The sequence below is a fragment of the Streptomyces sp. NPDC002324 genome (assembly GCF_053593335.1).
Genome location: NZ_JBSFCF010000001.1, coordinates 595,460 through 621,915, shown reverse-complemented (window position 1 = coordinate 621,915; position 26,456 = coordinate 595,460). Strand labels below are relative to the sequence as shown.

Here is a 26,456-nt window from a genome sequence, read left to right as displayed (position 1 = left end):
CCGTAAACCGCTTGCGGATCCCGCACCGCTTCCGGCTGAATCATCGATCATGTCGACGACACCGCGCCTGGAACCCATAACCCCCGCCAACCTCAAGGCGGCGTTCGCCGTCCGCATCCGCCCCGACCAGGAACACCTGGTGGAGCCGGTCGCGCAGTCGCTGGCCGAGGCGTACGTCCACCCCGGTGCCGCCTGGCCCCGGCTCATCCGGGACGGTGACCGGGTCGTCGGTTTCCTGATGGCCTTCCTCGACATCGACTGGAAGGGCGACGGCTCGGGCACCGATGTCCGCTCCGGGCTCTGGCGTCTCAACATCGCCGCCGAGGAGCAGGGGCGCGGGTACGGCCGCTTCGCCGTCGAGTCCGTGGCCGCCGAGATCCGCCGCCGGGGCGGCAGCCGGCTCCACGTCACCTGGCATCCCGGCCCCGACGGCCCCGAGGCCTTCTATCTCGGCCTCGGCTTCCGCACGACGGGTGAGACCAGCGGGGACCAGGCGGTGGGGGTACTGGAGCTGACCGGCTGACCCGGCCTCATCCCTCCCGGCGGCCCTCCTGGCGGTTTTCCTGGCGACCTTCCTGGCGACCTTCCTGGCGACCTTCCTGGCGATCTCCCCGGCGTTCTTCCCGCTGTTTCTCCTGGAGCTTGCGCAGCAGCTCCCGCTTCTGGGCCTGGGGGTCGTGGCCGCCGCCGACGCGGCCGTGCGCGGGGCCGCCGCGCAGGGCCTTGCGGCCCAGGTTCCGGCGCGAACCGCCGACTCCCAGCATGTTGCCTGCTCCACCTCGGGTCATGACGGTCTCCTCGCTGCGAGTGCGACGGTATCCACTGTCGAAACGAAACGGTTCGTCTCGTTCATGTTCACCACCATGAGGCGAGACGCACCGTCTTGTCAACCTGCTAGATTCGATCCATGGCCAAGAAGACCGCCCCAGACTCCACCCGGCGCAGCGAGAAGTCGCGCCGCGCCATCTACGACGCCGCCCTCGCCCTCGTGGGCGAGGTCGGCTACCAGAAGACGACGATCGAGGGCATCGCGGCCCGCGCCGGCGTAGGCAAGCAGACGATCTACCGGTGGTGGTCCTCCAAGGCGGAGGTGCTGCTGGAGGCGTTCCTCGATCTGCAGGAGCAGGCCGCCGAGCAGGTCGCGGCCCCGGGGCAGGAGCCCGAGGAGTACGCCATCCCGGACACAGGCGACCTCGCGGCCGACCTGAAGTACGTCCTGCGGGCCACCGTGGACGAACTCCTCGATCCGAAGTTCGACGTCCCCTCCCGCGCCCTCGCGGCCGCCGGGGTCGTCGACGAAAACCTCTCCAAGGAGTTCGTGGCCAGGCTCCTCGAACCCCAACTCCAGTTCTATGTCCGGCGGTTGACGGCCGCGCAGGAGTCGGGCCAGGTCAGGCCCGACCTCGACCCGCGTATCGCCCTCGAACTCTTCGTCGCGCCCCTGGCCCAGCGCTGGCTCCAGCGGACGGGACCCATCTCCTACGCGTACACGGACACGCTCGTCGACTACGCCCTGTACGGCCTCGCGCCCCGCTGACGCCCGTCGACTCTCCGCCGGCCGGTCAACCGCCTGCCCGCCGGCCGACTCCCCGCCCGAGTGTGATCAATCCGACCGAAAGGCGGCCTCCCGGGACCCGCGACCGGACCGTATGTCCCACCAAAGCACGTGATAGCCCACCATCCCTGTCCGCACCCCGGCATCGCCCCACCTACCCCGGATGTGGGCTCCGGCCCCTCTCGGCGCAGGATGGTGGGACCATGGGGAGATGCTGTCCGCACCACAGCGAGGCGAGGCGATAGATGAGCGCGACGTTCGGCGGCCGGACCGGTCGGCAGGGCAGGTTCTCCGAGTGGCTGCGCGCCCGTCGTACCAGCCGCCCGCTCGACGGGGCCGCCGACGAGGCCGGGCGTGAGGAACTGCTGCTCGCCGCCGCCGCTGCCGGACTCCCGCTCGCGCCCGCCGCGTATCCCTCGGGCTACCGGTGTTCCTGTGACCGCGTCGGCTGTCCCACCCCCGCCCGGCACCCGGTGTCCTTCGCCTGGCAGACGCAGTCGACCACCGACCGCGGCCAGATCGAGCGCTGGGCCCGGCATCAGCCGGAGGCCAACTTCATCACCGCGACCGGCATGGTCCACGACGTGCTCGACGTCCCCTTCGCCGCCGGGACCGAGGCCCTGGAGCGGCTGCTCGCCGCCGGGATCGAGGTGGGTCCCGTCGCGGAGTCCGAGTCCGAGTCCGGCGAGGGGCGGCTGCTCTTCTTCACCCACACCCGGGGCACGCCCGAGGACGAGGACGAGTGGTGGCCCTGCGAGCTGGACTGCCACCCGGAAACCATGGACGAGCACCCGGGGCTGCGCTGGCACTGCCGCGGCTCCTACGTCCTCGTACCGCCGGCCCGGTTGCCCGGTGACCTCACCGTGCACTGGGTGCGCGGCCCCGAGCACCCGCTGCCGGACCCGCTGACCCTGCTGGAGATCCTGACCGACGCCTGCTCCCGCCACGTGGGCGAGCAGTCGGACCCCACGAACACGGCCTGGCCCTCCCGGAACTGACCCTCGGCCCGGCCCCACGGCCGCCCGCCCCGGCTCATCGGCCCCGCCTCACCGGCCCCCGCGTCACTCGCCCTTGGCCCCCGTGAGCCCGCCCACCTGGCTCAGGACCTTCACCGGCTGGTCCGAGTCCGTCTTCGCCGGATCGAGGACCGCCTGGTTGTTCACGAACTCCAGGGTCAGGGACTGCTTGGGCTCGCCCGTCATCAGCGCCCGGACGGCCGGGTCCCTGACGGGGATGCTCACACCCTGCGCGGCGGTCTGCTTCTGGTAGTGGCGGGTGGTGAAGAAGACCAGCGCCCCGCCGTCCGTGGTGCGCAGGCCGACCGGCGCGTAGTCGCCGTTGGTGAGGGCCTCGTCGATGAACTGCCGCGCCAGCCCCGGCTTCGTCGCGTTCCGCCGGCGCTCGGATCGCTCCTCGGAGGTGTACGGGCCGTCCGCGAAGAGGGCACTGTCCTCCTTCAGATACGTGACGTACTTGTCGGGCAACTGCGCGGGCGCGACGGAGAGTTCGGGGTCGTTCGGCGTGACCACCTGGGCGTAGCCGTTCTCGTCCTTCTTGAACTGGGGCAGGTCGGCGCGGGGGACGACCGTGAGGAAGGAGACCTCCCACAGGTCGGTCAGCCCGTCCCGGGTGAAGACGAACAGCCAACGGTCCGAGGCGTTGCCCTTGTTGGCGGCCGCGTCGGCCACGAACCAGCGCGGCCAGGCCGCCTTCTCCGGAATCGTGTACGTGACGTCCGTCAGCTTCAGCGCCACATGGTTCGGGTTGCCGCCGGGGTTGAGCTTCGCGCCCGAGCGGAGCTTGCCGCCGTCGATGTCGGCGAGTGCGCCGGTGACCCGGGAGGCGTCCTGGGACTGGTCGTACGCCTTGTCCGCCTTGTTGTACGCGGCGGTGAAGTCCTTCAGCGCCCGCGCCGCCTCCCCGGGCGTCGCCGCGGGGACGACCTCCAGGTCGCCGCGGACCACCACGCATCCGCTCGCCGTCAGCGCCAGCGCGGTCACCGCCGTGGTCAGCAGCGCGCCACGGCCGTACGCGAGAGGCCTGTCGTGCCGGCGCTTTCCGGTGTACGGACCGCGCCCGCCGAACCGGCGGAGTCCGAGGAACCGCCCGCCTGCACGCACCGGACGAACCTCACGAAGCCTTCGTGGGCTCGGAACCCCGAGAACCCTGCTCATCAGGAATCTTCACCTTCCCCTTCCCGGAGGCGAACCCTACCGGGGCGAGGAACAGCGCGAGCGTCGGGATCAGATAGAGGAGCCAGACCGTGACTTGGAGGACCGTCGGGTCGGGCTGGAAGTTGAAGACGCCCTTCAGGAGGGTGCCGTACCAGCTGTCCGGCGGGATCACCCCGGTGATGTCGAACGCCTTGTCCGTCAGGCCGGGCAGGAAGTCGGCCTCCTGGAGGTCGTGGAAGCCGTACGCGAGGACACCGGCCGCGACGACGACGAGCATGCCGCCGGTCCAGGTGAAGAACCTCGCGAGGTTGATGCGCAGCGCGCCCCGGTAGAACAGCCAGCCGAGCACCACCGCCGTCGCCAGGCCCAGCAGGACGCCGACGAGCGGGCCCTCGGTGCCGTCGCCGGACGCCCGTACCGACGTCCACACGAACAGCGAGGTCTCCAGGCCCTCCCGGCCCACCGCGAGGAACGCGGTCGCCACCAGCGCGCCGGTGCCCATCCGCAGGGCCGCGTCCAGCTTGCCGTGCAGATCGGCCTTGAGGTGGCGGGCGCTGCGCCGCATCCAGAAGACCATCCAGGTCACCAGGACCACCGCGAGGATCGACAGGGAGCCGCCGAGCGCCTCCTGCGCCTTGAACGTCAGCTCCTGGGAGCCGAATTCGAGGACGCAGCCGAAGGCGAGGGCGAGTCCGACGGCGACGCCGATGCCGGTCCAGATGGGCCTGAGCGCGTCCCTGCGGTCCGTCTTCACCAGATAGGCGATGAGGATGCAGACGACGAGACTGGCCTCCAGGCCCTCCCGCAGACCGATCAGATAGTTCGCGAACACGGCGTCAGCCCTTCGTGGCCGATGAGGAGAACAACGCCCGGCCCCACCAGTCGTCCGCGTCGCGGACGCCCGGCGGTACCGCGAAGATCGCCGAACCCACGTGCTGGATGTACTCGTTGAGCGCGTCCGTGGCGAGGTTGCGCTGGACCGGGATGAACCCCTCGCGCACGTCGCGCTGGTAGGCGAGGAAGAACAGGCCCGCGTCCAGGCGGCCGAGGCCGTCCGTGCCGTCGGTGAAGGAGTAGCCGCGGCGCAGCAGCGTGGCACCGTGGTTGGAGTCGGGGTGCGCGAGCCGTACGTGCGCGTCCGGCAGCATCGCCTTCAGGAACGGCTCGTCGCGCTCCTTCGCCTTGCCGACCGGGGCGCCCTCCCCCTTGTCACGGCCGAAGATGTCCTCCTGCTCCTGCAGCGAGGTCCGGTCCCAGGTCTCGATGTGCATACGGATGCGACGGGCGACGAGGTACGAACCGCCGGTCATCCACGCCGCGTTCGCGTCGACGTCCTTCTCGCCCACCCAGACGAACTTCTTCAGCCGGTCCGTCTCCGTGCCCGCGATGTTGCGGGTGCCGTCCTTGAACCCCATGAGGTTGCGCGGGGTCTGCGCCTCGGGTGTGGTCGAGGAGGTCTTGCCGAACCCCAGCTGGGACCAGCGCACCGAGACCTTGCCGAAGCCGATGCGGGCGAGGTTGCGGATGGCGTGCACCGCGACCTGCGGGTCGTCCGCGCAGGCCTGTACGCACAGGTCGCCGCCGCTGCGCGCCCCGTCCAGGTTGTCGCCGGCGAACTGCGGCAGGTCGACGAGGGCCTCCGGCCGCCGCCCGGCCAGCCCGAACCTGTCGAACAGGGACGGCCCGAAGCCGATGGTCAGCGTCAGCCGGGACGGCTTCAGCCCCAGCGCCTCGCCGGTGTCGTCCGGCGGGGCCTGAGCCAGACCGCCGTACGCGCCGTCGCCGACCGCCTTCCCGGCGGTCATCCGGCGCGCGGCGGCCGTCCAGTCCTTCAGCATGGCCACGAACGCGTCGCGGTCGTCGGTCTTCACGTCGAACGCGGCGAAGTGCAGCCGGTCCTGCACGGGCGTGGCGATCCCGGCCTGGTGGGCGCCGTGGAAGGCGACGGCCGCCCCGGCGGCGGGGGCCGCTTCGTCGCCGGTACGGGCCGCGGCGACCGCGCCGCCGGCCGCGGCGGCACCGAGCGCGAGCCCGGCACCGCCCCAGCCGATCAGCGCACGCCGCGACGGAGTACGCGGGCTCTGAGACGCGGGACGGGGCTCGGGGGAGTCGGCGGTCATCGTCACTTCACCACGGCTGCCGCGAGCTGCGAGAGGGGCTCGGCGAGCGCGTTCACCGCGTCCGACAGCTCCTTCTGCTCCGGCTTGCCGACCTTGTCGTAGGAGACGAAGTCGTAACCCGTCTTGTCCTTGCGGTACTTGTCGAGCAGCGTGTTCAGGGCCGCGAACTGCTGGTCGAGTTCCTTCGTCAGCTCCGGGTCGTTCTCGGCGGCGACGGACTTCAGCAGCTCGTAGGACTCCTCGGCGCCCTCGACGTTGGCCTTGAAGTCGACGAGGTCGGTGTGCGAGTAGCGCTCCTCCTCGCCGGTGACCTTGCCGGTGGCGACCTCGTCGAGGAGTTCCTTGGCGCCGTTGGCCATGGAGGTCGGGGTGATCTCGGCCTTGCCGACCCTCTTCTGCCAGTCCTCCAGGTCGGTCACCAGCTGGTCTGCCAGCTCGGAGTCGCGGGCGGTGAGCTTGCCGTCCTTCCACAGCGAACGCTCCAGGCGGTGCCAGCCGGTCCAGTCCTTCTCCGGGTCCTGGCCCTCCTCCAGTCCGTCCTCGCGGACATCGACCTTCGGGTCGATGTCGCCGAAGGACTCGGCGACCGGCTCGGTGCGCTCCCAGCCGATACGGGAGGGCGCGTACGCCTTCTTCGCGGCCTCGACGTCGCCGTCCTTGACGGCCTCGGCGAACACCTTCACCAGCGGGATCGTCTCGTCGGCCTGGGTCTGCGCGTACTTCCGGTAGGAGGCGACGGCCTTGTCCAGACGCGGATCACGCGCGGCGACCTTGCCGCCGCCGGTGGCCTTGACGTCCTGCCGGATGCCGTCGCCCTTCATGCCCGGCTTGCAGGCGATCCGGTAGTCGCCCGCCTTCACCTCGGCGGTGACCTTCTGCTTGGTGCCGGGGCCGATGTTCTCGCGCTCGGTGACCACGCGGTCGTCGGGGAAGAGGAGGTAGACCTCGGTGACCTTGGAGCCCTTGTTCTCGATGTCCAGCTCGACGTGGCCCGCCGGGAACTCCTTCTTCGACACCTCGCACGTGGTGTCGGTCGCGGTCACCGCGATGGCCCCGTCCGCGCCCGCGCCGCTCTTCTCGGTGCAGCCGGTGAGAGCGGTCAGGGCCGCCGCTGTCGTGGCGGCGGTGACGACGGACAGTCTGAGGGGGCGCATTTCGGCTCCAAGGCAGTACACAGGGGACACACAGAGAAGGTGAGGCGGGCCTCAGTTATCTGAGGCTTACCTCACCAAATGCTGTACCCCCAGTGAAACCCTCTCTCCGGAGCCGTACGAGCACGGGCCGATCACGGTGGCTCAAAACAGCCCCCATAGTCCGGTCAAGAGCGGGTCAAGAGAGCCAATCAGCGGTCAAGAACGCGCTTTCACGTCCAAGGCTCGACTTTCCTCCTGTTTCGGCGTGATCAGGACATCGCCGGTCCGCGGATGCGGGAACGCCTCCAGCGGCTGCCCGTACACCTTCCGACAGCAGCGCCTCCTCGAGGACCCCGGCCGGCGGCCCCTCCGCCGCGATCCGCCCGTCCCGCAGCACGGCCACCCGGTCCGCGCACGCCGCCGCCGTCCCCGGATCGTGCAGGACGACGACCACCGCGTCCCCGGCCCGCGCCCGGCACACCCCAGCTCCCGGTGGCGCAGGGTCCAACGCGGCCGTCGGCTCGTCCAGCACCAGCAGCGGCGCCCGCTGGGCGAGCACCCGCGCGGTACACCCAGCACGGTGATCATGCGCGCGACGAACGCGAACGCGGACACCGTCCGCTCCCGAGGAGCGAGATCCGGAACGCGATCGTCGCGACCGTGCCCGCCGCGGCGCCCAGCGAGACCCCGATGACACTCGGCTCCGCCGGCGGATTGCCGAAGACGCCCTGCGCCAGCGCCCCGGTGCAGCCGAGTGAGGCCCCGATCGGCAGCGCCGGCACGGTCCGGGGGAACCGCGCACGAGGAGGGCGGCGACGAGACCGACGGTGAGCGGGAGCGGGGCACGGCGACGGCGGAGGCGGGAGCGGGGGCGGCGGGCCGTGCCCGGCCCGTCCTCGCGGGCCCGTCGGCCCTCTCCGGCCCAACCGGCTTGACCGGTACGGTCACTTGATCCACTCCTGGGTGGGGCCGGCCCTGCCCGATCGCCGTCCGGCGGTGTGGTGACCTGGTACGACACGGGGCCTGGTTGATGTTTCAATGCCGGAGTGACCGACTTCGACGTGCTGCGGGTGTTCTGCGGACCCCGCGGCGGATACGGCAACGAACTGGGCGTCGTCCGCGAGGGCTCCGTGATGCCCGACCGCGCCGACCGCCAGGAGTTCGCCGCCAAACTCGGCTTCAGCGAGACCGTGTTCGTGGACGACCCCGAGCGCGGGGTGATCGACATCTACACCCCCTCGCTGCGCCTGCCCTTCGCCGGATACCCGTGCGTGGGCGCGGCCTGGCTCCTCGACGTGCCCGAACTGGTCACCCCGGCCGGGGTCGTCGGCGCCCGGCTGGACGGCGAGTTCAGCTGGATCGAGGCCCTGCCGGAGTGGGCCCCGCCCCGCACCTTCCGCCAGTACGCCTCCGCCGCCGAGATCGACGACCTGCGCGTACCGCCGCCCGGCGAGTGGCTCTACGCCTGGGCCTGGGAGGACGAGGCGGCCGGGCGCGTCCGTGCCCGCGCCTTCCCCGGCCGCGACGACGGCATCGACGAGGACGAGGCCACCGGCGCGGCGGCCCTGCAGCTGACCGCGCAGCTGGGCCGGGCCCTGAACATCACCCAGGGCACGGGCTCCCAGCTCCTCACCGCCCCGCAGCCGCACGGCTGGGTGGAGGTCGGAGGCAGGGTCTTCCTGGAGCGCTAGGGCACTTATCGGGAGGGGGCCACCCCTGCTTTGCGAGGGGCGCGGGGAACCGCGCGACCGGCCCCCACACATCCGCGGCGAACCCATGACCTCCGCGACCCCGCGACCCCGAGGCCCCGCCCCAGCGAGCGCGGCGCCTACGCGCTCAGCGGGAACTCCTCGCCCAACGCGAGAAAGACCGCGGTGTTCAGCGCGAACGCCCGCTTGCACTCGCTCACCATCCGCTGCTTCTCCAGGTCGTCGGCCCGCACTCGGTCCAGCAGCTCCCGGTACCCCCGCTTGAACGCGGCCGGGTTGGTGATCTCCTCGAAGACGTAGAACCGGACTCCGTCGCCCTTCCTGGCGAAGCCCCAGGTTTTCTCGGCCCGGTCCCGGATGATCTGTCCGCCGGAGAGGTCGCCGAGGTAGCGCGTGTAATGGTGGGCCACATACCCGCCGGCCCACGAACGCCCGCACTCGGCGACCCGCGCCGCGTACTCCTCGGTCGCCGGCAGTGCCGTGAGCGTCGCGCGCCAGCCGGGGCCGCGCAGATGCTCCAGGTCCCGCTCCAGCGCGGGCAGCCGCATCAGCTCGGGCTGGACGAACGGCCCGGCGACCGGGTCGCCGGCCAGCCCCGGCGCGGCGCTCTCCAGTGCCTCGTACACGAACCAGAGCTGCTCGGTGTACCGCGCGTACGCCTCGACGCCGAGTTTGCCGCCCAGCATGTCGCCCATGAACGTCGTGGACTCCGCCTCGGTGTGCTGCTCGTGCGAGGCGGTGCGGATGAGTGTGGAGAACGCCGTGTCCGATGCGACCGACGCGTTCATGGAGGCCTCCGGTGCCGAAATGGGGAAGACGAGACGCTGACGTCATTTTCTCTGGTTAGGTTTACCTAAGTCAACAGGTTCCCGACTCCCTGTCGGTAAGACGGTACCCCGTGTCCGGCCCGCGCACCCGCACAGCGAAAAGCCCGCCGCACGGCCGGAACCGGGGGCGGGCTGTCTCGCGGGGACGAATCCCGGTGCGACGGGGACTACGGCAGCGTGAGGATCTCCGCGCCCGTCTCCGTCACCACCAGCGTGTGCTCGAACTGGGCGGTGCGCTTGCGGTCCTTGGTGACGACCGTCCAGCCGTCGTCCCACATGTCGTAGTCGTACGACCCGAGCGTCAGCATCGGCTCGATGGTGAACGTCATCCCGGTCTGGATCACCGTGGTGGCGTGCGGGGAGTCGTAGTGCGGGACGATCAGGCCGGAGTGGAACGACGAGTTGATCCCGTGCCCGGTGAAGTCCCGCACGACCCCGTACCCGAACCGCTTCGCGTAGGACTCGATGACCCGCCCGATGATGTTGATCTGGCGGCCCGGCCTCACGGCCTTGATGGCACGGGCGAGGGACTCCTCGGTCCGCTCGACGAGGAGACGGGACTCGTCGTCCACGTCCCCCACCAGGTAGGTGGCGTTGTTGTCGCCGTGCACGCCGCCGATGTACGCCGTCACGTCCAGGTTGACGATGTCGCCGTCGCGCAGCACGGTCGAGTCGGGGATGCCGTGGCAGATGACCTCGTTGACCGAGGTGCACAGCGACTTCGGGAAGCCCCGGTAGCCGAGCGTCGACGGGTAGGCACCGTGGTCGCACATGTACTCGTGCGCGACTTGGTCCAGCTCGTCCGTGGTGACGCCGGGGGCGATGTGCTTGGCCGCCTCGGCCATCGCCCGCGCCGCGATCCGGCCGGCGATCCGCATCGCCTCGATGGTCTCGGGCGTCTGCACCTCCGGCCCGGTGTACGGAGTCGGGGCGGGCTTGCCCACGTACTCGGGTCGGCGGATGTTTCCCGGAACGGTACGGGTGGGGGAGAGCTTCCCCGGTGCGAGCAGCGACTGGCCAGACATGCCAGCGAGTTTAACCAGCGGTGGTGGGGGACCATGTCGGAGACGACTGGTGAAGGGAACTCAGGTCATGCCCCTGTTCAAACGGCGTACGGCCGGCAAGCCCGGCGAGTGGTTCTACTGCCTGGAGCACAAGAAGGTCGAAGAGGGCCCCGACTGCCCCGGCAAGGACCGCATGGGCCCCTACGCCTCCCGCCAGGAAGCCACCCGGGCCATGGAGACGGCCCAGGAACGCAACGCGGAGTGGGAGAACGATCCCCGCTGGCACGACACCCCCGCGACGGACTCGAACACCGACTGACGGCCCCCGGCGAGTACCGCCCCCACCGCTCGGCGGGCGGGGGCGGCGTGGGCGAGCGGTGGCCGTCGGCGGAGAGGCGAGTCGCGGCCGCGCCGCACGAGGTGATCGTCCTCGCGGGGCGGCGCGACGCGCCGAACAGGCCCGTACCCGGTACCGGTCAGCCGGGAGGGGCGGGCGCGCCGGCCGGTGAGGCCGCCCGCTGCTCCCGCAACCGGACCGCGTGCTCGTTCGTGCGCACGTCGTAGGACATGAGCTTCGGCAGGGACAGCGCCAGCAACCCCACCGCCCCCACGCACAGCACCCCGCCGGCCCACACGGACGCCCGCACGGACGTCCACGCCGCCATGCTCCCGGCCCGCACCTGCCCCAGCTGAGGTCCGACGGCGTACGACAGCAGCTCGATCCCCGCGAGCCGCCCCCGCAGCTCGTCCGGAATGGTCTGGTTCCACATCGCGGCGCGGAAGATCCCGCTCACCATGTCGAAGGCGCCGCCCAGCACCAGGAACGCCAGCACCAGCCACACCTCCCGCATGAGCCCCGCCGCCGTCACCGACAGCCCCCACAGCGCCGCCGCCAGCACCACCATCCGCCCGTGCCGGTGCACCCGGGACGCCCACCCGCTGGTCAGCGTCACCAGCAACGCCCCCGCGGGCAGCGCCGCGTACATCAGCCCCAGCGACCACCGGGCGTCCAACTCGTCCGCGAGGAACGGCAGCAGGGCCAGCGGCATCGCCAGGAACATCGCGGCGAGATCGACGGCGTACGTACCGAGCAGCTCCTTGCGGCTCCACGCGTACCGCGCGCCCTCCGCGACGGACCGCAACGACGGTCTCGCGGCCTCGTGCGACGCGGGGGAGGCGGCGAGCCCCACGGCCAGCGCGACGGACACCACGAAGGTCGCGAGGTCCGCCGCGTACGCCCAGGCGAGCCCCGCGTAGGCCACGACGACACCCGCGAGGGCCGGTGCGGCGACCCCGCCCACCGTCCAGCGCAGCGAGTTGAGCGCGGCGGCCGCCGGCAGATGCTCGTGCGGGACGATCCGGGGGACGATCGAGTCCAGGGCCGGGCGCTGGACCGCGACCAGCGCGGACGACAGGGCTGCCACCAGGTACAACGGCCACACCAGCGGCTCCGGCAACAGCGCGTTCACCAGCAGCCCCGCGCACAGCAGCCCCAGCCCGGCCTCGCTCCACAGGATCAGCGCCCGTTTGTCCAGGGCGTCGGCGAGGGCGCCGCCGTACAGCCCGAACACGATCAACGGCACGAGCTCGACCGCGCCGATGGCCCCGACCGCCACGACCGACCCGGTCAGCTCCTTCATCTGCACCGGCAGCGCCACGAACGTCAGAAAGCTTCCGAAGTTGGTGATCAGCCCCGCCACCCACAGCCGCCGGAAATCCGGGGACACCCGCCAGGGCCCCGGATCGGGCAGCAGCGCACCCAGACGCGACCCGGAGGAGGCAGGAGAGGAGGGAGGAGGGGAGGGAGAGGGAGGGGAGGAGGCCGTGGAGTCCGGAGCGGCATCGTCGGAGACAGTCACGAAGGCCCATGCTCGACGGCCCCCACCCCCGCGGCAACCGCTTTTCGACGGTCACGGCCCCCGGCGGCCGCCTCACCCCCAGCGGCGATCACTCGTGACCCGGAGTTCACCGTGAGTTGGCCCGCGCCGGGCACACACGCCGCGTCAGCGCGGCGCGACCGCCCCCCATCTTCACCTCAGGAGCCCCCGTGACCCCGATTCCGACGCCCGAGAGCAGCATCCCCTTCCGCGCCGGCCGTGAGGGGTACGCCAGTTTTCGGATCCCGGCGGTCGTCCGCACCCGGTCCGGTGATCTGCTCGCCTTCTGCGAGGGGCGGGTCGGTGGGCGGGAGGACTTCGGGAACATCGACATCGTGGTGAAGCGGTCGACGGACGGCGGCCGGACCTGGGGCCCGCCGCAGGTCGCCGCGGAGAACGGCGACGCCCTCGCGGGCAACCCCGCTCCCGTCGTCCTCGACACCGGCCGGATCCTGCTGGTCCACGTCCGCAACGCCGCCCACGCCACCGAGGACGCCATCCGGCGCGGCACCGTGAGCGCGGCGGACGGGCGCAGGGTGTGGGTGCGGCACAGCGACGACGAGGGGGCGACCTGGTCCGCCCCGAGGGAGATCACCGGGCAGACGAAGAAGCCCGAGTGGCGCTGGTACGCCACCACCCCCGGCCACGCCCTCCAGCTCTCCACCGGCCGCGTCGTCGTCCCCGCCAACCACTCCCTCCCGCCCGTCGGCGCGGACGACGGCACGGAGGGCAGGTACAACGGCGGGCACTGCCTGCTGAGCGACGACGCGGGCGCCACCTGGCGCATCGGGTACGTCGACGACAACACCGACGGCTACGTCAACGCCAACGAGACCACCGCCACCGAACTCCCCGACGGCCGCGTCTACTTCAACACCCGCAACGACTCCCCGGCCCCCGGCACCCGCGCCGACGCCCACTCCACCGACGGCGGCGAGACCCTGGTCAGGCCCTTCCGCCCGCAGGCGGGCCTCGTCGGCCCGGTCGTCGAGGGCAGCGTCCTCCAGCTCCGCGACCCCGACCTGCTCCTCTACTCCGGCCCGGCCGACCCCGGCTTCCGCGCCCTGATGACCGTCCGCGCCAGCACCGACCACGGCGTCACCTGGCGCCCCGTCCACACCGTCGACGGGCTGCCCGCCGCGTACAGCGACCTCGTACGTGTCGACCGGGACACCGTCGGCCTGCTCTACGAGACGGGCGACTTCGGCGCGTACGAGACGATCACCTTCCGCCGCGTCCCCGTGACCGCGCTCACCTGACCGCCGGCCCCGAAGGACCCGCACGTAAAGTCGGCCCATGACCTCTACTGACAGTGCACAGCAGCCCCCCGCGCAGGTCCCCGCGAAGGCCCCGGCCAAGGACCCCTGGGACCTGCCGGACGTGTCGGGGCTCGTCGTCGGCGTGCTCGGCGGCACCGGGCCGCAGGGCAAGGGCCTCGCGTACCGCCTCGCCAAGGCCGGCCAGAAGGTGATCATCGGGTCGCGGGCCGCCGACCGCGCCCAGGGCGTCGCCGAGGAGCTGGGACACGGCGTCGAGGGCGCCGACAACGCCGAGACCGCCCGCCGCAGCGACATCGTGATCGTCGCCGTACCGTGGGACGGCCACGGCAAGACCCTCGCGTCGCTGCGCGAGGAGCTGACAGGCAAGCTCGTCGTCGACTGCGTCAACCCGCTCGGCTTCGACAAGAAGGGCGCCTACGCGCTGAAGCCGGAGGAGGGCAGCGCCGCCGAACAGGCCGCCGCCCTGCTGCCGGACTCGCGCGTCACCGCCGCCTTCCACCACCTCTCCGCCGTCCTCCTCGAAGACCCGGAGATCGAGGAGATCGACACGGACGTGATGGTCCTCGGCGAGGAGCGGGCCGACGTCGAGATCGTGCAGGCGCTGGCCGGCCGTATCCCCGGCATGCGGGGCATCTTCGCCGGCCGGTTGCGCAACGCCCACCAGGTCGAGTCCCTGGTCGCGAACCTCATCTCCGTGAACCGCCGCTACAAGGCCCACGCGGGCATCCGCCTCACGGACGTGTAAGGCGAGGTACGTACGCGTACGGGCATGGGGGACACTGGACGCCGTACCACTGCGTCCGACCGCCCCCCCAGGAGCCGACCCTCATGCCCCGCCTCGCCGTCTACGCCCTCATCGTGTGCCTGCTCGCGGTCACCGCCGCCGTGGTCTCCTTCAGCCGGGGCAGCTGGCTGGGTGTGGTGTGGGTGCTGATGGCCGGCCTGTCCTCCAACATGACCTGGTACTACGCGCGCAAGGCGAAGCTGGAGCGGTCCGCCGCCCGCTGAGCTCTCGCGGCGCCTGCCTCACATCCCGGTGAGGCAGACGTCGCTGTCCTCGCGCCAGAATCGGTAGAGCCAGTAGCCGCAGTCGGAGAGCCGGTCCTCGATCCCGAGGCCCCGCATGAACGCGTCGATCACGTCCCAGAACACCCCGTTCACCGCCGGGATCCACAGGACCGCGAACACGAGCAGCAGCCCGAAGGGCGCCAGTGGCTCCACCTGGCGGCGGATCTTGTACGACAGCCAGGGCTCGACGACGCCGTAGCCGTCCAGGCCGGGCACCGGCAGGAAGTTCAGGATCGCCGCCGTGACCTGGAGCATCGCGAGAAAGGCGAGGGCGAAGAGGAACGCGTCCGGCACGCCGTCCGTGACCCCCAGCCAGAAGGGCGCGGTGCAGACGGCCGCGAACGCGACGTTCGTCAGCGGGCCCGCCGCCGAGATCAGACTGTGCTTCCAACGGCCCTGGATACGGCCCCGCTCGATGAACACCGCGCCACCGGGCAGACCGATCCCACCCATGATCACGAAGACGACCGGCAGCACGATGCTGAGCAGGGCATGGGTGTACTTCAGCGGGTTCAGGGTGAGATAGCCCTTGGCGCCGATGGAGATGTCACCGCTGTGCAGCGCGGTGCGGGCGTGCGCGTACTCGTGCAGACACAGGGAGACGACCCACGCCGAGGTCACGAACAGGAAGACGGCCAGACCGGGCTGCTCGGCGAACCCGGTCCAGGTGGCCCATCCGGTGACCGCCATGACGGCCACGATCCCCACGAAGACGGGGCTGATCCTCCGGTCGCTCCGGCGGGACGCGGCGGTGGTCATGGGGCTCCTAGGACTCGCGGCGGACAATCGATCACTCGAACGGCCTGCCCGACGGTACCGGGCGCACCCCGAAAACGTCTCGCGATCCCCTCCCGGTTCCTAGGAAGGTGGGGGAGGCACGGTCGACGGTGGCGCGGGAGCGTCCGACTCGATGCACCGGACACCCGGACCCGACGTTGACAGCGACCACCGACAGAGACAATGGACCCTGTGCGCTACCGCATCCTCGGCACCACCCAGGCACTGCAGCCCGACGGCACCCCCGTCCCCGTCGGGGGCGCCCGGCTGCGCGCCCTGCTGACCGTGCTCGCGCTGCGCCAGGGCCGTACGGTGCCCGCGGCCGCCCTCGTCGACGAGGTGTGGGCCGACGATCCGCCCGCCGACGCGCCGGCCGCGCTGCAGGCGCTGGTCGGCCGGCTGCGCAGGGCGCTGGGCCCGGACGCGATCGCCTCACTGAACGGCGGCTACCGCCTCGCGGCGACACGGGACGACATCGACCTGCACCGCTTCGAACGTCTCGCGGAGGAGGGCGCCCGCGCGCTCGCCGACGGCGATCCGGCCAAGGCCGCCGACGTCCTCGACGACGCGCTGGCCCTCTGGCAGGGCCCGCCGCTGGCCGACCTCCCCGACCGTGCCGCCGAGGCCGCCCGCTGGGAGACCCGCCGTCTCGACGCCCACCGCACCCGCCTCACCGCCGCCCTCGCCCTGGGCCGCGCCGACTCCGCCCTCCCGGACCTCACCGCCCTCTGCGACACCCACCCCCTCGACGAGCCCCTCCAGTTCCTCCGCCTCCAGGCCCTCCGGGACGCGGGCCGCACGGCAGAGGCCCTGGCGGCCTACGAGGAGGTACGCCGCCTGCTGTCGGCCCGCCTGGGAACGAGCCCGGGGCCGCCCCTGCGCAAACTCCACGAGGACCTGCTGAACTCGGACGAGGCGGCGCCCCGTCAGGGGCGCGGGGAACCGCGCGACCAGTCCGCACCGCACCCCCACCCGACCCGCGCGCCGGGCAACCTCCGCGCCCGCCTCACCTCGTTCGTCGGCCGGGACACCGACATCGACACCATCCGCCACGACCTCACCGGCACCCGCCTCGTCACCCTCCTCGGCCCCGGCGGCGCGGGCAAGACTCGCCTCTCCCAGGAGGCCGGTGAGGCGGTCGCCGAGGCCATGCCGGACGGCGTCTGGCTCGCCGAACTCGCCCCCGTGGACGACCCCGCGAACGTCCCGGAGACCGTCCTCACCGCCCTCGGCGCCCGCGAGACCGTCCTGCGCGGCGCCCGTGCCGAGGAGATGCGCGTCGCGGCGGACCGCAAGGACGACCCGCTGGCCCGCCTGGCCGAACACTGCGCCGGGCGCCGCATGCTGCTGATCCTCGACAACTGCGAACACGTCGTGGACGCCGCCGCCCACCTCGTCGACCAGCTCCTCCAGCGCTGCCCGACGCTGACCGTCCTCGCCACCAGCCGCGAACCCCTCGGCGTACCGGGGGAGTTGCTGCGCCCGGTGGAACCGCTGGCGCAGCCCCACGCGCTGCGCCTGCTCGCCGACCGGGGGGCGGCGGCCCGGCCCGGTTTCACCGTCGACGCCGACCCGGAGGCGGCCGCCGAGATCTGCCGCCGTCTCGACGGACTGCCCCTGGCCATCGAGCTGGCGGCGGCCCGGCTGCGCATGCTGACGCCCCGCCAGATCGCCGACCGCCTCGACGACCGCTTCCGGCTGCTCACCTCGGGCAGCCGTACCGTCCTGCCCCGGCAGCAGACCCTGCGCGCGGTCGTCGACTGGTCCTGGGAGCTGCTCGACGAGGACGAACGGTACGTCCTGCGGCGGCTGTCGGTGTTCGCCGGCGGCTGCGACCTGGCCGCCGCCGAGGCCGTCTGCGGACCCGCCGCGCTGGAGGCGCTCGGCTCGCTCGTCGACAAGTCCCTCGTCGTGGCGGCCCCTTCGGCGGTTCCCGCGGCCGGCGAGATGCGTTACCGGCTCCTGGAGACCGTCGTCGAGTACGCGGGCGAACGGCTCGACGAGACCGGCACCCGCCCGGCCGCCGCACGCGCGCACCTCACGTACTACCGCGAACTCGTCCGCACCACCGACCCGTTGCTGCGCGGCTCCGGCCAGCGTGCCGCGATCGAGCTGCTGGAGCTGGAGTACGAGAACATCCGCACCGCCCTCAGACACGCCGTCGCCGAGCGGGACGAGCAGGAAGCGCTCTGCCTGACGCTCTCCCTGTGCTGGTACTGGCAGATGCGTGACCTGAAGACCGAGGCCCGGCACTGGTCCGCCCAGGTCAAGGAACTCGGCCCGGACCCCTTCACCGCACCCGCCCGCCCCGTCCCGGACCTGCGGGAGCGCACCGTCGAACGCCCGCCGCCGATGAGCCCCGCCGTCCTGGACGAGGCCCGGCGCGGGGTGCATCTCGTCCACCTGGCCTGCATGGACATGGAGCTGCCGGCCTGGGAGACCCCCGAGAGCCAGGAGAAACTGCGGGTCATCAGCGCGACCTACCGGCCGGGCCAGCCTCAGACCTGCCGCTTCCCGGGCTTCATGTGGTTCTACGCCGTCCTGCTGACCGGCGACATGGACCGGCTGCGCGCCATCCTCGACGCCAACATCGACACCTGCCGCGCCCTCGACTTCACCTGGGAACTGGGCCAGACCCTGCAGATGCGGGCCAACATCCTCGCCAACCGTACCGACTGGGCGGGCGACGCCCCCGCGGACGCCGAGGAGTCGCTGGAGATCTTCGACCGGCTCGGGGACGCCTGGGGCGCCGCCGAGGCGCTCTCGGCACGCGGCGAGTTCCTGGAGCGCAAGGGCGAGTTCGAGCTCGCCGCCGCGGACTTCGAGCGGGCCATCGAGTACGCCGAACGACTCGGCGCCAACGCCCAGTTGGGCATGCTCGGCGTCCGGCTCGGCAGTGTGTACATCGAGAGCGGCGACGCGGAGCGCGGCGAGAAGATGCTGTTCGACGTGTTGGAGGCCGGGCGCCGGGCCGCCGGCGGGGCGGTGCCCGCCGCCCGGCTGTTCCTCGCGATCCGGCTCGGCCGCAGCGGGCGCACGGACGAGGCCCGCGAGCAGCTCACCCTGCTGCGCGAAGACTTCCACGCCGCGGACTTCGTGCTCTTCGCCGGGTTCGTGATCGGCGTCGAGGGCTGGCTGGAGACGATGGACGGGCAGCACGAGGAGGCGCTGCGGCTGATGCGCGAGGCGCTGGACCGGAGTCTGGACCGGCTGTCCCAGATGGTCGCGCCCCATATGCCCGCCATCCATCTCGTGACCGCGGCCATATCCCTGACGGGCGTCGACGGCGGCTCCCGCGCCCCCGACGCGGCCCGCCTCATCGGCGCGGCCGACGCGATGCTGCCGCCCGGCCACTTCTCCAGCCCGATGGAGGCCGAGTCCCGCGCCAAGGCCGAGGCCGTGACGCGGGCGGTGCTGGACGACGCCGCGTACGAGCGGGCGTACGCCGAGGGCGCCGCCCTCACCCCGCGGGAGGCCGCCGCCCTCGTATGACCGCCGTGCGGCCCTTCCGGCGTCGCCGTGAGGGCCGCGGCCCCGGTGGTCAGCTCTTCGTCTTGAACTTGTGGATCGCGATCGGCGCCATCACCGCCGTCAGGCCCACCGACCAGCCGAGCGTGACCAGCAGGTCGTGCGCGATGGGGCCGCCGGTCATCAGCCCGCGCGCCGCGTCCGCCAGGGACGACAGCGGGTTGTAGTCGGTGAAGGCCTGCAGCCAGCCCGGCATCGACTGGGTCGGCGCGAAGATCGACGACCCGAACTGCAGCGGGAACAGCACCAGGAAGCCCATGGCCTGCACGGACTGGGCGTTCTTCATCGTCACGCCCAGCACCAGGAAGATCCACATCAGGGACGATCCGAAGACGACGGCCAGGCCGACCGCGCCGAACAGTCCCGGCCAGCTGGTGATGTCGAAGCCGATGAGCACCCCGACGGTCAGCAGGATGGTCGTGGCGACCAGCATGCGCAGCAGCTCGACGGAGATCTTCGCGAGCAGGACCGAGGACCGGCCGATCGGCAGGGACCGGAAGCGGTCCATGACGCCCTTCTGGAAGTCCTCGTTGAAGCCCGTGCCGACGCCCATGGCGATGTTCATGCCCATCATCGCCATCAGCCCCGGCACCACGTACTGCACGTACTGCTCCTGGCCGCCGCCCAGCGCCTGCCCGATGGAGCCGCCGAAGACGTACACGAAGAGCAGGGTGAACACGATCGGCATCAGGACCGCGTCGAACATCGATTCGGGGTCCTGGCGGATCCACAGCAGGTTCCGCCGGACGAGCGCGCCGGTGTGCCGGGCGTGCGCCCGGAGCCCGATGCGGCCGTCGGCCTGACCGGCCTCGACGGTCCCACCGGTCGTGGGGACGGTGGTGGCGCTCATACGGCGACCTCTTCGTAGGCGGGGGACGGGGTGGCGTCCTGCGTCGCACCGGTCCTGTGGCCGGTGAGCGACAGGAACACCTCGTCCAGACTGGGCAGTTCGGTGGTGATCGAGGCGATGGTCACCCCGCGCGCGGTGATCGCGCCGACGACGGCGGTCAGCTGCTCGTCGCTGAGGATCGGCACGAGGAGGGTGCCGGTCGCGGTGTCCACGGTGGTCGTGGCGAGCCCGGTGATGCCCAGGCCGTCCAGCTCCGAGGCCAGCGGCCGCAGGTGCACCGGATCGGCCGGCCGGACCCGCAGCGTGCGACCGCCGACCTGGGCCTTCAGCTCCTCGATACGGCCTCCCGCGATCACCTTGCCCTTGTCGATCACGGTCAGCTCGGAGGCCAGCTGTTCGGCCTCCTCCATGTACTGGGTGGTCAGCAGCACGGTCACACCGTCGCCGACCATGCGCTTCACCTCGGTCCACACCTCGTTGCGCGTCCGCGGGTCGAGGCCGGTCGTCGGCTCGTCCAGGTACAGCACGGCCGGGCTCCCGATCATGGACGCGGCAAGGTCGAGCCGCCGCCGCATACCGCCGGAGTACGTCGCCGCCGGGCGCCCGGCGGCCTCGGTCAGCGAGAACCGCTCCAGCAGACCGGTGGCGCGGCTCTTCGCCTCCTTGCGGGGCAGGTCGAGCAGCCGGCCGATCATGTAGAGGTTCTCGAAGCCGGACAGCTTCTCGTCAACGGAGGCGTACTGCCCCGTCAGCCCGATCACGCGGCGCAGCTGCCTCGGCTGCCGTACGACGTCGTAGCCGGCCACGGTCGCGTGGCCCGCGTCGGGGGTGATCAGGGTGGACAGGCAGCGCACGAGCGTCGTCTTGCCCGCGCCGTTCGGGCCGAGCACGCCCATCACCGTGCCCTCGCGCACGTCGAGGTCGACACCGTCCAGCGCCCTGGTCTCCCCGTAGTGCTTGACCAGCCCCCGCACGGTCACAGCGCCCTTCGCGCCGCCGGCGTTCATGTCGATTCGTGTCATGGGGACGACCATGTCAGGCGCCACCGACAAATCACCGACAGCCCGCCCACACGACCGACGGGACGCCGGCGGCACACCGACAGGGACCCGTCGGTGTGCCACAAAAGCCGTTCAGGACAGAGCAATTGGTGACGAGCGGTGCTCTACTGTTCGCCATGCCCCTCAAGGACGATGAGCGGAAGGCGCTGAGAGAGGCCGCTGTCGTCGGCGGAGGCGGCGCGGCGATCGTCCTCGTCATCGGGGGCGTCTCGGAGTTCCCGTGGTGGATGACACTGCCCCTCGTCGTTCTCATGCTCGTGATCAGCTGTGCGCTCTCCGCCATGGAGCTGGCCACCGCGCGACGCCACGCGGAGCGGCGGGAGAACAGCCGCGGGACCCTGATCGCCTGGGCGGACCGTCACGAGGGGCGTTGCGGCACCGACCCGGCGGCGTTCGCCGGCGAGGGGGAGCGGTGGAAGCTGCCCGCGAGCCCGCTCTTCCGCGGCGACCTGCTGGCCGTGGGGCGTCGGGACGGCGTCGAGGTGGCCGTCGCCTGCGTCACGGCCGAGCACGACGACGGGATGGCCTGGTACATGGTGGTCCTGGTCCGTCTGCCCGAGGAGCGGCCGCGCGCACGGCTGTCCTACCCGGAGATACGCCGGCTGGCCCTGCCGCAGGGCGCGGGGTCGGTGGAGACGGACGGCCGGGAGCTGCGCGTCCGGTACCCGGGCTGGCCGGAGCGGTCGCTGGTGCTGAACACGCGGGTCGACGCGGCCGTGCGGGTGGCGGCGGGCCTGCCGGACACGTGACCCGGACAGCGGCGCCGGACGAGAGCAGCCCGCCGGCGGGGGAAGACCGGCGGGCTGTCCCGTTGCCACCGCAGCGGCTCTGATCGCCTCGCCCTAGTGCACCGAGTGCTCCTCCTGCGGGAACGTCCCGCCCACGACGTCCTCCGCGAACGCCTTCGCCGCGTCACCCATGACCGCCCGGAGATCCGCGTACTGCTTCACGAACTTCGGCATCCGCCCCCCGGTCAGCCCCAGCATGTCCGTCCACACGAGGACCTGCGCGTCGGTCTCGGCCCCGGCCCCGATCCCTACGGTCGGGATGTGGAGCACCCGGGTGACCTCCGCCGCCAGCTCCGCGGGGACCAGCTCCAGGACGACCGCGAACGCGCCCGCGTCCTGGACGGCCTTGGCGTCGCGCAGCAGCTGCTGCGCGGCCTCCTCGCCCCGCCCCTGCACGCGGTAGCCCATCGCGTTGACGGACTGCGGGGTGAGGCCGATGTGGGCCATGACGGGGATGCCGGACTCGACCAGCAGCTCGATCTGGCGGTGCGAGCGCTCGCCGCCCTCCAGCTTGACCGCGCCGACCCCGGCCTCCTTGACCATCCGGGTCGCCGAACGCAGCGCCTGCACCGGGCCCTCCTGGTAGGAGCCGAAGGGCAGGTCGCCGACGATCAGGGCGCGGCTGGTGCCCCGTACGACGGCGGCGGAGAGCATGGTCATCTCGTCGAGGGTGACGGGCACGGTCGACTCGTAGCCGAGGTGACAGTTGCCCGCGGAGTCGCCGACGAGCATGACCGGGATGCCGGCCTCGTCGAAGACGGAGGCGGTCATCGCGTCGTACGCGGTGAGCATGGGCCACTTCTCGCCGCGTTCCTTGGCGAGGGCGATGTCCCGGACGGTGATACGGCGTGTGCCCTTGCCCCCGTACAGCGCCTTGCTGCCGTCGGAGGGCTTCGTCTGGGCAGCCGAAAGCTGCGTCATCGCTCCAGCTCCTTCATGTCATCTCGAGGCACCCTGACGGCGTCCCCGGACCGCTTCCATGGTGGCACCTCCCGAGGGGGAGGGCTAGGGCGGGCGCATGTGACCGTTTCGGCATGCGGCATGTAAGAACAGGGTAAAAGATATTCGATACGAGACGGTCCCGTATCGAAATAGGTCTAGGCTCGACGTCATGACTACCGCAGTCCCTGACTCCCGCATACCGGCGGCGGTGCACCGGCGCCGCTGGGTGATCCTCGGTGTGCTGATGCTGAGCCTGCTGATCGTGGTGCTCGACAACTCGATCCTCAACGTCGCCATCAAGACGATCTCCACCCCCGAGCCCACCGGCCTGGGCGCCACCCAGAGCGAGCTGGAGTGGGCGATCAACGCCTACACACTCGTCTTCGCGGGGCTGCTGTTCTCCGCGGGCCTGCTCGGCGACCGCCTCGGCCGCAAGAAGGTGCTGCTCGGCGGACTCGTCGTCTTCGGCCTCGGCTCGGCGCTGGCCGCGATGTCGGGCTCCCCGGCCCAGCTGATCGTCTTCCGCGCGGTGATGGGCCTCGGTGCCGCCTTCGTCATGCCCGCCACCCTCGCCGTCCTGATGAACGTCTTCGAGCGCGACGAGCAGCCCAAGGCCATCGGCATCTGGGCGGGCGGCGTCGGACTCGCCATCGCCATCGGCCCGATCACCGGCGGTCTCCTGCTCGACCACTTCTGGTGGGGCTCGGTCTTCCTGATCAACGTGCCGATCGTCCTCCTCGCGCTCGGCCTGATGATCTGGCTGGTGCCCGACTCGCGCGACCCCGCCCCCGGCCGCATCGACCCCGTCGGCGTGGTGCTCTCCGTCGTCGGCCTCGTGCTCCTCGTCTACGGCATCATCCGCGGCGGTCAGCTCGCCGACTTCACCGATGTCACGGTCCTCGCCACCATCGGGGCCGGACTCGCGGTCCTCGCCGCCTTCGTGATCTTCGAGAAGCGCAGCGACCACCCGTCCATCGACATGTCGTTCTTCCGGAACAAGGTCTTCTCGGCGTCCATCGGCGTCATCGGCCTGGTCTTCTTCGCGCTGATGGGCGTGACCTTCTTCTCCGTCTTCTACACCCAGACCGTGCGCGGCTACTCGCCGCTCCAGACCGGCCTGTTGATGCTGCCGCTGGCCGTCGCGCAGCTCGTCTTCGCGCCGCGCGCCCGGCTCGTCGTGGACCGCTTCGGCAACAGCGCGGTGTGCACGGCCGGTATGACGCTGATCGCCGGGATGCTCGCCGCGTTCGCCGTGCTGGACGGGGACACGCCGATCTGGATCCTCGAAGTCATCTTCTTCTTCATGGGCGTCGGCATGGCCCATGTGATGACCCCGCTCAGCGTCGTCATCATGCAGGCGCTGCCCCGCGAGAAGGCCGGCTCCGCGTCCGCGCTCAGCAACACCTTCCGCCAGGTCGGCGGCGCCCTCGGCATCGCCGTCCTCGGCTCGGTGCTGTCCACCGCCTACCGGAGCGACATCGAGCACCAGTTGCCCGCCGGCGCCCCGCACGCCGCCGCCGAGTCCATCGAGGCCACCCTCGGCCTCGCCGCCCGTCTCGGTGAACGGGGCGAGGCCCTGGTCGGCCCGGCCCACGACGCCTTCCTGCACGCCATGCACGTGACCGCCCTGTGCGGGGCCGGTGTCGCCCTGATCGGTGCCGTGGCCATGGCGGTCTTCCTGCCGGGACGGCCGAAGGGTGCTCAGAAGGGCAAGGAGGAGCCCGAGTTGGCGGCTGTCGACCACTGACCGGAGAATCGGTCCGGTCCCACGACGCACAGAGACGGAGTCGACCTTGAGCCTCGCCGAGAGCCACGCCGGAGACGGACGCGTCCGGGGCGCGGGCCCCGTCCGCGGGCGGCCCCGCAGCGAGGCCGTGGAGCGGTCCATCGTCGAAGGCGTGATGAAACTCCTCGAAGAGGGCGTGCCGCTCTCGGAGTTGTCGATCGAACGGGTCGCCCGCACCGCGGGCGTCGGCAAGGCGACCATCTACCGCCGCTGGAGCGGCAAGGAGGCGCTCTTCGTCGACGTACTGCGCGCGGCCGAGCCCCCGGACCCCGTGCTGCCCGGCACTTCGATGCGCGACGACCTCGTCGTCTTCCTGGAGGCGGCACGCAGGCGCGGCCTGCTCAACCGGCCGTCGGCGATCCTGCACAACGTCATCGCCCAGATGAAGAGCAGCCCCAAGATCTGGGACGCCTACCACGCGGACGTCGTCGCCCCCCGCCGCCGGGCCCTCGCCGAGGTCCTGCGCCGGGGCCGGGACAACGGCGAACTCCGCGCCGACGTCGACCTCGACCTCGTCGGCGACCTGGTCTTCGGCCCCATGCTCGTGCGCACCGTCATGCGCCCGGACGCCACCCTGCCCGAGGATCTCGCGGAGAACATCGTCGACACGGTGCTCGAGGGGCTTCGTCCTTCTGCGAAGTGAGTCACAGTGATGTGCGCGTTTCGTTACAGACGTCGGGGCCTGTCCACCGGTTCGGAACTCCGAACAGCGGGTTGTACGTCCTCGTCCCCGAACGCCCCGCGTGCGGCGGCGGGAACGACGGCGATCATCCCCTAGGGTCTTTAGGCGCGGGGAAAGTGCACGGCAGGCAGTGAGGCGACGGTATGGCGCAGGCGTACATGACGGAGACGGGCGGCGGCGGCACGGGTCAGGGTCGCGAACAATCCCGGTTCCGGCGCCTGCTGGACCGCCTTTTCGGCGGCTGGAGAGGGGACCGGCGGATCTGGCGGCGGGGCATCGTCCTCGCGGTCCTCGCCGTCCTCGTCGCCCTGGTCATGGTGCTGCACGCCCAGGTCCCCAACGCCGTCGGCAACCTCGGCAGTCTGACCGAGACGTTCCTGCCGTGGCTGGGCCTCGCGATCCCGCTGCTGCTCGTGCTCGCGCTGGTCCGCAAATCCGCGACCGCGCTCATCGCGCTGCTGGTGCCCACCGTCGTCTGGCTGAACATCTTCGGCGGACTCGTCACCAGCAAGACCGGCGGCGGCGGCGACTTCACCGTCGTCACCCACAACGTCAACGCGGACAACGCCGACCCCTCCGGCACGGCCCGCGAGATCGCCGGCTCCGGCGCGGACGTGGTGGCCCTGGAGGAACTGACCGAGAACGCGGTGCCGGTGTACGAGAAGGCGCTGGCGGCCACATACCCGTACCACGAGGTCGTCGGCACCGTCGGCCTGTGGAGCCGGTACCGGATGAGCGACACCGAGCCCGTCGACATCAAGCTCGGCTGGGAGCGCGCGATGCGCTCGACCGTGGCGACGCCGAACGGGCCGGTCGCCGTGTACGTCGCCCATCTGCCCTCGGTACGGGTGAAGCTGGAGGCCGGGTTCACCGCCCGCCAGCGCGACAAGAGCGCCAACGCCCTCGGCGAGGCCATCGCCGACGAGCCGATCCAGCAGGTCGCGCTCCTCGGCGACCTCAACGGCACCATGAACGACCGCGCCCTGAACGCCGTCACCGCCCAGATGCGCTCCACCCAGGGCGCGGCGGGCAGCGGCTTCGGCTTCAGCTGGCCCGCGTCGTTCCCGCTGGCCCGCATCGACCAGATCATGGTCCGGGGCATGGAGCCCACGGCGTCCTGGACCCTGCCGGAGACGGGCAGCGACCATCTGCCGGTGGCGGCCCGGGTGACGATCGACACGTCCGGGAGCTGACCGCGCAGGTGGGGCGGTCACAGGAGACGGGGGAACAGGGCCCGGTTCGAGTTTGTTCCGCAAAGGAACATACGATGAAACGAAACCCCGACATCCCCCGCT

Annotated in this window: 26 protein-coding genes and 1 pseudogene; 13 read left to right on the top strand and 14 right to left on the bottom strand. The window is 71.6% G+C overall.

Going from position 1 to position 26,456, the window contains the following annotated elements:
• Window positions 1-49 precede the first annotated feature (49 nt).
• The gene (locus tag ACWCRJ_RS02640) at window positions 50-523 is read left to right on the top strand and encodes a GNAT family N-acetyltransferase (RefSeq protein ID WP_450937519.1); all 474 of its coding nucleotides are present in this window, start codon (window positions 50-52) and stop codon (window positions 521-523) included.
• A 7-nt stretch (window positions 524-530) separates the two neighbouring features.
• Here ACWCRJ_RS02640 and ACWCRJ_RS02635 read toward each other — a convergent pair whose 3' ends face one another.
• Window positions 531-764, bottom strand: a complete 234-nt coding sequence (locus ACWCRJ_RS02635; protein ID WP_450937599.1) for a DUF6243 family protein — start codon at window positions 762-764, stop codon at window positions 531-533.
• Between the two features lie 143 nt (window positions 765-907).
• Here ACWCRJ_RS02635 and ACWCRJ_RS02630 point away from each other — a divergent pair, with 143 nt between their 5' ends.
• Complete coding sequence (locus tag ACWCRJ_RS02630) at window positions 908-1,537, top strand: TetR/AcrR family transcriptional regulator (RefSeq protein ID WP_450937518.1); 630 nt, start codon at window positions 908-910, stop codon at window positions 1,535-1,537.
• Between the two features lie 263 nt (window positions 1,538-1,800).
• Entirely contained in the window at window positions 1,801-2,553 is a 753-nt protein-coding gene (locus tag ACWCRJ_RS02625) for a bifunctional DNA primase/polymerase (protein ID WP_450937517.1), read from the top strand.
• Between the two features lie 63 nt (window positions 2,554-2,616).
• Here the strand turns inward: ACWCRJ_RS02625 and ACWCRJ_RS02620 are convergent, their stop codons facing one another.
• From ACWCRJ_RS02620 to ACWCRJ_RS02595, 6 genes and pseudogenes are all read right to left on the bottom strand, one after another.
• A complete protein-coding gene (locus ACWCRJ_RS02620) occupies window positions 2,617-3,729 on the bottom strand; it encodes a hypothetical protein (RefSeq protein ID WP_450937516.1) in 1,113 nt (370 codons plus the stop codon).
• A complete protein-coding gene (gene efeU, locus ACWCRJ_RS02615) occupies window positions 3,686-4,561 on the bottom strand; it encodes an iron uptake transporter permease EfeU (RefSeq protein WP_450937515.1) in 876 nt (291 codons plus the stop codon). Before efeU ends, ACWCRJ_RS02620 begins: the two co-directional genes overlap by 44 nt.
• A gap of 4 nt (window positions 4,562-4,565) precedes the next feature.
• Window positions 4,566-5,849, bottom strand: coding sequence for an iron uptake transporter deferrochelatase/peroxidase subunit (efeB, locus tag ACWCRJ_RS02610; RefSeq protein ID WP_450937514.1), 1,284 nt, complete (start codon window positions 5,847-5,849; stop codon window positions 4,566-4,568).
• A 2-nt stretch (window positions 5,850-5,851) separates the two neighbouring features.
• Window positions 5,852-7,003, bottom strand: a complete 1,152-nt coding sequence (gene efeO, locus ACWCRJ_RS02605) for an iron uptake system protein EfeO (RefSeq protein WP_450937513.1) — start codon at window positions 7,001-7,003, stop codon at window positions 5,852-5,854.
• Between the two features lie 195 nt (window positions 7,004-7,198).
• Window positions 7,199-7,547 (bottom strand): annotated as a pseudogene (locus ACWCRJ_RS02600) (hemin ABC transporter ATP-binding protein); the annotation flags it as partial.
• A gap of 19 nt (window positions 7,548-7,566) precedes the next feature.
• Window positions 7,567-7,764: an iron chelate uptake ABC transporter family permease subunit gene (locus ACWCRJ_RS02595; protein WP_450937512.1), complete on the bottom strand. Its 198-nt coding sequence runs from the start codon at window positions 7,762-7,764 to the stop codon at window positions 7,567-7,569.
• Between the two features lie 264 nt (window positions 7,765-8,028).
• Here ACWCRJ_RS02595 and ACWCRJ_RS02590 point away from each other — a divergent pair, with 264 nt between their 5' ends.
• Window positions 8,029-8,673, top strand: coding sequence for a PhzF family phenazine biosynthesis protein (locus ACWCRJ_RS02590; protein WP_450937511.1), 645 nt, complete (start codon window positions 8,029-8,031; stop codon window positions 8,671-8,673).
• A gap of 137 nt (window positions 8,674-8,810) precedes the next feature.
• Here ACWCRJ_RS02590 and ACWCRJ_RS02585 read toward each other — a convergent pair whose 3' ends face one another.
• Both ACWCRJ_RS02585 and map read right to left on the bottom strand, forming a co-directional pair.
• Window positions 8,811-9,479 (bottom strand): biliverdin-producing heme oxygenase, encoded by a 669-nt coding sequence (locus ACWCRJ_RS02585; RefSeq protein ID WP_450937510.1) that lies wholly within the window; start codon window positions 9,477-9,479, stop codon window positions 8,811-8,813.
• 206 nt (window positions 9,480-9,685) lie between these two features.
• The gene (gene map / locus ACWCRJ_RS02580; protein ID WP_450937509.1) at window positions 9,686-10,543 is read right to left on the bottom strand and encodes a type I methionyl aminopeptidase; all 858 of its coding nucleotides are present in this window, start codon (window positions 10,541-10,543) and stop codon (window positions 9,686-9,688) included.
• A gap of 67 nt (window positions 10,544-10,610) precedes the next feature.
• Between map and ACWCRJ_RS02575 the strand changes: the two genes are divergently transcribed.
• On the top strand, window positions 10,611-10,841 hold the full coding sequence (locus ACWCRJ_RS02575; RefSeq protein ID WP_020115305.1) for a hypothetical protein: 231 nt from the start codon (window positions 10,611-10,613) through the stop codon (window positions 10,839-10,841).
• Window positions 10,842-10,998: 157 nt separating this feature from the next.
• Here the strand turns inward: ACWCRJ_RS02575 and ACWCRJ_RS02570 are convergent, their stop codons facing one another.
• Entirely contained in the window at window positions 10,999-12,249 is a 1,251-nt protein-coding gene (locus ACWCRJ_RS02570) for an MFS transporter (protein WP_450937508.1), read from the bottom strand.
• Between the two features lie 320 nt (window positions 12,250-12,569).
• Here ACWCRJ_RS02570 and ACWCRJ_RS02565 point away from each other — a divergent pair, with 320 nt between their 5' ends.
• From ACWCRJ_RS02565 to ACWCRJ_RS02555, 3 genes are all read left to right on the top strand, one after another.
• Entirely contained in the window at window positions 12,570-13,658 is a 1,089-nt protein-coding gene (locus tag ACWCRJ_RS02565) for a sialidase family protein (RefSeq protein ID WP_450937507.1), read from the top strand.
• Between the two features lie 37 nt (window positions 13,659-13,695).
• Window positions 13,696-14,424, top strand: a complete 729-nt coding sequence (gene npdG / locus ACWCRJ_RS02560) for an NADPH-dependent F420 reductase (protein ID WP_450937506.1) — start codon at window positions 13,696-13,698, stop codon at window positions 14,422-14,424.
• Between the two features lie 83 nt (window positions 14,425-14,507).
• On the top strand, window positions 14,508-14,687 hold the full coding sequence (locus ACWCRJ_RS02555) for a hypothetical protein (protein ID WP_450937505.1): 180 nt from the start codon (window positions 14,508-14,510) through the stop codon (window positions 14,685-14,687).
• An 18-nt stretch (window positions 14,688-14,705) separates the two neighbouring features.
• On the opposite strand, the gene ACWCRJ_RS02550 is transcribed toward ACWCRJ_RS02555, so the two are convergent.
• Entirely contained in the window at window positions 14,706-15,506 is an 801-nt protein-coding gene (locus ACWCRJ_RS02550) for a site-2 protease family protein (RefSeq protein ID WP_450937504.1), read from the bottom strand.
• Window positions 15,507-15,707: 201 nt separating this feature from the next.
• Here ACWCRJ_RS02550 and ACWCRJ_RS02545 point away from each other — a divergent pair, with 201 nt between their 5' ends.
• Entirely contained in the window at window positions 15,708-19,016 is a 3,309-nt protein-coding gene (locus ACWCRJ_RS02545) for a BTAD domain-containing putative transcriptional regulator (protein WP_450937503.1), read from the top strand.
• 49 nt (window positions 19,017-19,065) lie between these two features.
• Here ACWCRJ_RS02545 and ACWCRJ_RS02540 read toward each other — a convergent pair whose 3' ends face one another.
• Complete coding sequence (locus tag ACWCRJ_RS02540; RefSeq protein ID WP_450937502.1) at window positions 19,066-19,902, bottom strand: ABC transporter permease; 837 nt, start codon at window positions 19,900-19,902, stop codon at window positions 19,066-19,068.
• The gene (locus ACWCRJ_RS02535; protein ID WP_450937501.1) at window positions 19,899-20,924 is read right to left on the bottom strand and encodes an ATP-binding cassette domain-containing protein; all 1,026 of its coding nucleotides are present in this window, start codon (window positions 20,922-20,924) and stop codon (window positions 19,899-19,901) included. Before ACWCRJ_RS02535 ends, ACWCRJ_RS02540 begins: the two co-directional genes overlap by 4 nt.
• Window positions 20,925-21,079: 155 nt before the next feature.
• On the opposite strand from ACWCRJ_RS02535, the gene ACWCRJ_RS02530 reads away from it, so the two are divergent.
• The gene (locus ACWCRJ_RS02530) at window positions 21,080-21,712 is read left to right on the top strand and encodes a hypothetical protein (protein ID WP_450937500.1); all 633 of its coding nucleotides are present in this window, start codon (window positions 21,080-21,082) and stop codon (window positions 21,710-21,712) included.
• 93 nt (window positions 21,713-21,805) lie between these two features.
• Here ACWCRJ_RS02530 and panB read toward each other — a convergent pair whose 3' ends face one another.
• Window positions 21,806-22,672: a 3-methyl-2-oxobutanoate hydroxymethyltransferase gene (panB, locus tag ACWCRJ_RS02525; protein WP_450937499.1), complete on the bottom strand. Its 867-nt coding sequence runs from the start codon at window positions 22,670-22,672 to the stop codon at window positions 21,806-21,808.
• Window positions 22,673-22,862: 190 nt separating this feature from the next.
• On the opposite strand from panB, the gene ACWCRJ_RS02520 reads away from it, so the two are divergent.
• The 3 genes from ACWCRJ_RS02520 to ACWCRJ_RS02510 all read left to right on the top strand — a co-directional run bounded on the left by ACWCRJ_RS02520 (window position 22,863) and on the right by ACWCRJ_RS02510 (window position 26,354).
• The gene (locus ACWCRJ_RS02520; protein ID WP_450937498.1) at window positions 22,863-24,440 is read left to right on the top strand and encodes an MFS transporter; all 1,578 of its coding nucleotides are present in this window, start codon (window positions 22,863-22,865) and stop codon (window positions 24,438-24,440) included.
• Between the two features lie 46 nt (window positions 24,441-24,486).
• Window positions 24,487-25,122 carry a TetR/AcrR family transcriptional regulator gene (locus tag ACWCRJ_RS02515; RefSeq protein ID WP_450937497.1) on the top strand — a complete coding sequence of 212 codons (636 nt, stop codon included), beginning with the start codon at window positions 24,487-24,489 and terminating at the stop codon, window positions 25,120-25,122.
• 182 nt (window positions 25,123-25,304) lie between these two features.
• Window positions 25,305-26,354: an endonuclease/exonuclease/phosphatase family protein gene (locus ACWCRJ_RS02510; RefSeq protein WP_450937496.1), complete on the top strand. Its 1,050-nt coding sequence runs from the start codon at window positions 25,305-25,307 to the stop codon at window positions 26,352-26,354.
• The last annotated feature ends 102 nt before the right edge of the window (window positions 26,355-26,456 follow it).

What these genes read in the sequence shown, in the direction of transcription:
- ACWCRJ_RS02640 (WP_450937519.1), top strand. Translation starts at nt 50, where the DNA reads ATGTCGACGACACCGCGCCTGGAACCCATAACCCCCGCCAACCTCAAG.
- ACWCRJ_RS02635 (WP_450937599.1), bottom strand. Translation starts at nt 764, where the DNA reads ATGCTGGGAGTCGGCGGTTCGCGCCGGAACCTGGGCCGCAAGGCCCTG.
- ACWCRJ_RS02630 (WP_450937518.1), top strand. Translation starts at nt 908, where the DNA reads ATGGCCAAGAAGACCGCCCCAGACTCCACCCGGCGCAGCGAGAAGTCG.
- ACWCRJ_RS02625 (WP_450937517.1), top strand. Translation starts at nt 1,801, where the DNA reads ATGAGCGCGACGTTCGGCGGCCGGACCGGTCGGCAGGGCAGGTTCTCC.
- ACWCRJ_RS02620 (WP_450937516.1), bottom strand. Translation starts at nt 3,729, where the DNA reads ATGAGCAGGGTTCTCGGGGTTCCGAGCCCACGAAGGCTTCGTGAGGTT.
- efeB (WP_450937514.1), bottom strand. Translation starts at nt 5,849, where the DNA reads ATGACCGCCGACTCCCCCGAGCCCCGTCCCGCGTCTCAGAGCCCGCGT.
- efeO (WP_450937513.1), bottom strand. Translation starts at nt 7,003, where the DNA reads ATGCGCCCCCTCAGACTGTCCGTCGTCACCGCCGCCACGACAGCGGCG.
- ACWCRJ_RS02585 (WP_450937510.1), bottom strand. Translation starts at nt 9,479, where the DNA reads ATGAACGCGTCGGTCGCATCGGACACGGCGTTCTCCACACTCATCCGC.
- map (WP_450937509.1), bottom strand. Translation starts at nt 10,543, where the DNA reads ATGTCTGGCCAGTCGCTGCTCGCACCGGGGAAGCTCTCCCCCACCCGT.
- ACWCRJ_RS02575 (WP_020115305.1), top strand. Translation starts at nt 10,611, where the DNA reads ATGCCCCTGTTCAAACGGCGTACGGCCGGCAAGCCCGGCGAGTGGTTC.
- npdG (WP_450937506.1), top strand. Translation starts at nt 13,696, where the DNA reads ATGACCTCTACTGACAGTGCACAGCAGCCCCCCGCGCAGGTCCCCGCG.
- ACWCRJ_RS02555 (WP_450937505.1), top strand. Translation starts at nt 14,508, where the DNA reads ATGCCCCGCCTCGCCGTCTACGCCCTCATCGTGTGCCTGCTCGCGGTC.
- ACWCRJ_RS02550 (WP_450937504.1), bottom strand. Translation starts at nt 15,506, where the DNA reads ATGACCACCGCCGCGTCCCGCCGGAGCGACCGGAGGATCAGCCCCGTC.
- ACWCRJ_RS02545 (WP_450937503.1), top strand. Translation starts at nt 15,708, where the DNA reads ATGGACCCTGTGCGCTACCGCATCCTCGGCACCACCCAGGCACTGCAG.
- ACWCRJ_RS02540 (WP_450937502.1), bottom strand. Translation starts at nt 19,902, where the DNA reads ATGAGCGCCACCACCGTCCCCACGACCGGTGGGACCGTCGAGGCCGGT.
- ACWCRJ_RS02535 (WP_450937501.1), bottom strand. Translation starts at nt 20,924, where the DNA reads ATGACACGAATCGACATGAACGCCGGCGGCGCGAAGGGCGCTGTGACC.
- ACWCRJ_RS02530 (WP_450937500.1), top strand. Translation starts at nt 21,080, where the DNA reads ATGCCCCTCAAGGACGATGAGCGGAAGGCGCTGAGAGAGGCCGCTGTC.
- panB (WP_450937499.1), bottom strand. Translation starts at nt 22,672, where the DNA reads ATGACGCAGCTTTCGGCTGCCCAGACGAAGCCCTCCGACGGCAGCAAG.
- ACWCRJ_RS02520 (WP_450937498.1), top strand. Translation starts at nt 22,863, where the DNA reads ATGACTACCGCAGTCCCTGACTCCCGCATACCGGCGGCGGTGCACCGG.
- ACWCRJ_RS02510 (WP_450937496.1), top strand. Translation starts at nt 25,305, where the DNA reads ATGGCGCAGGCGTACATGACGGAGACGGGCGGCGGCGGCACGGGTCAG.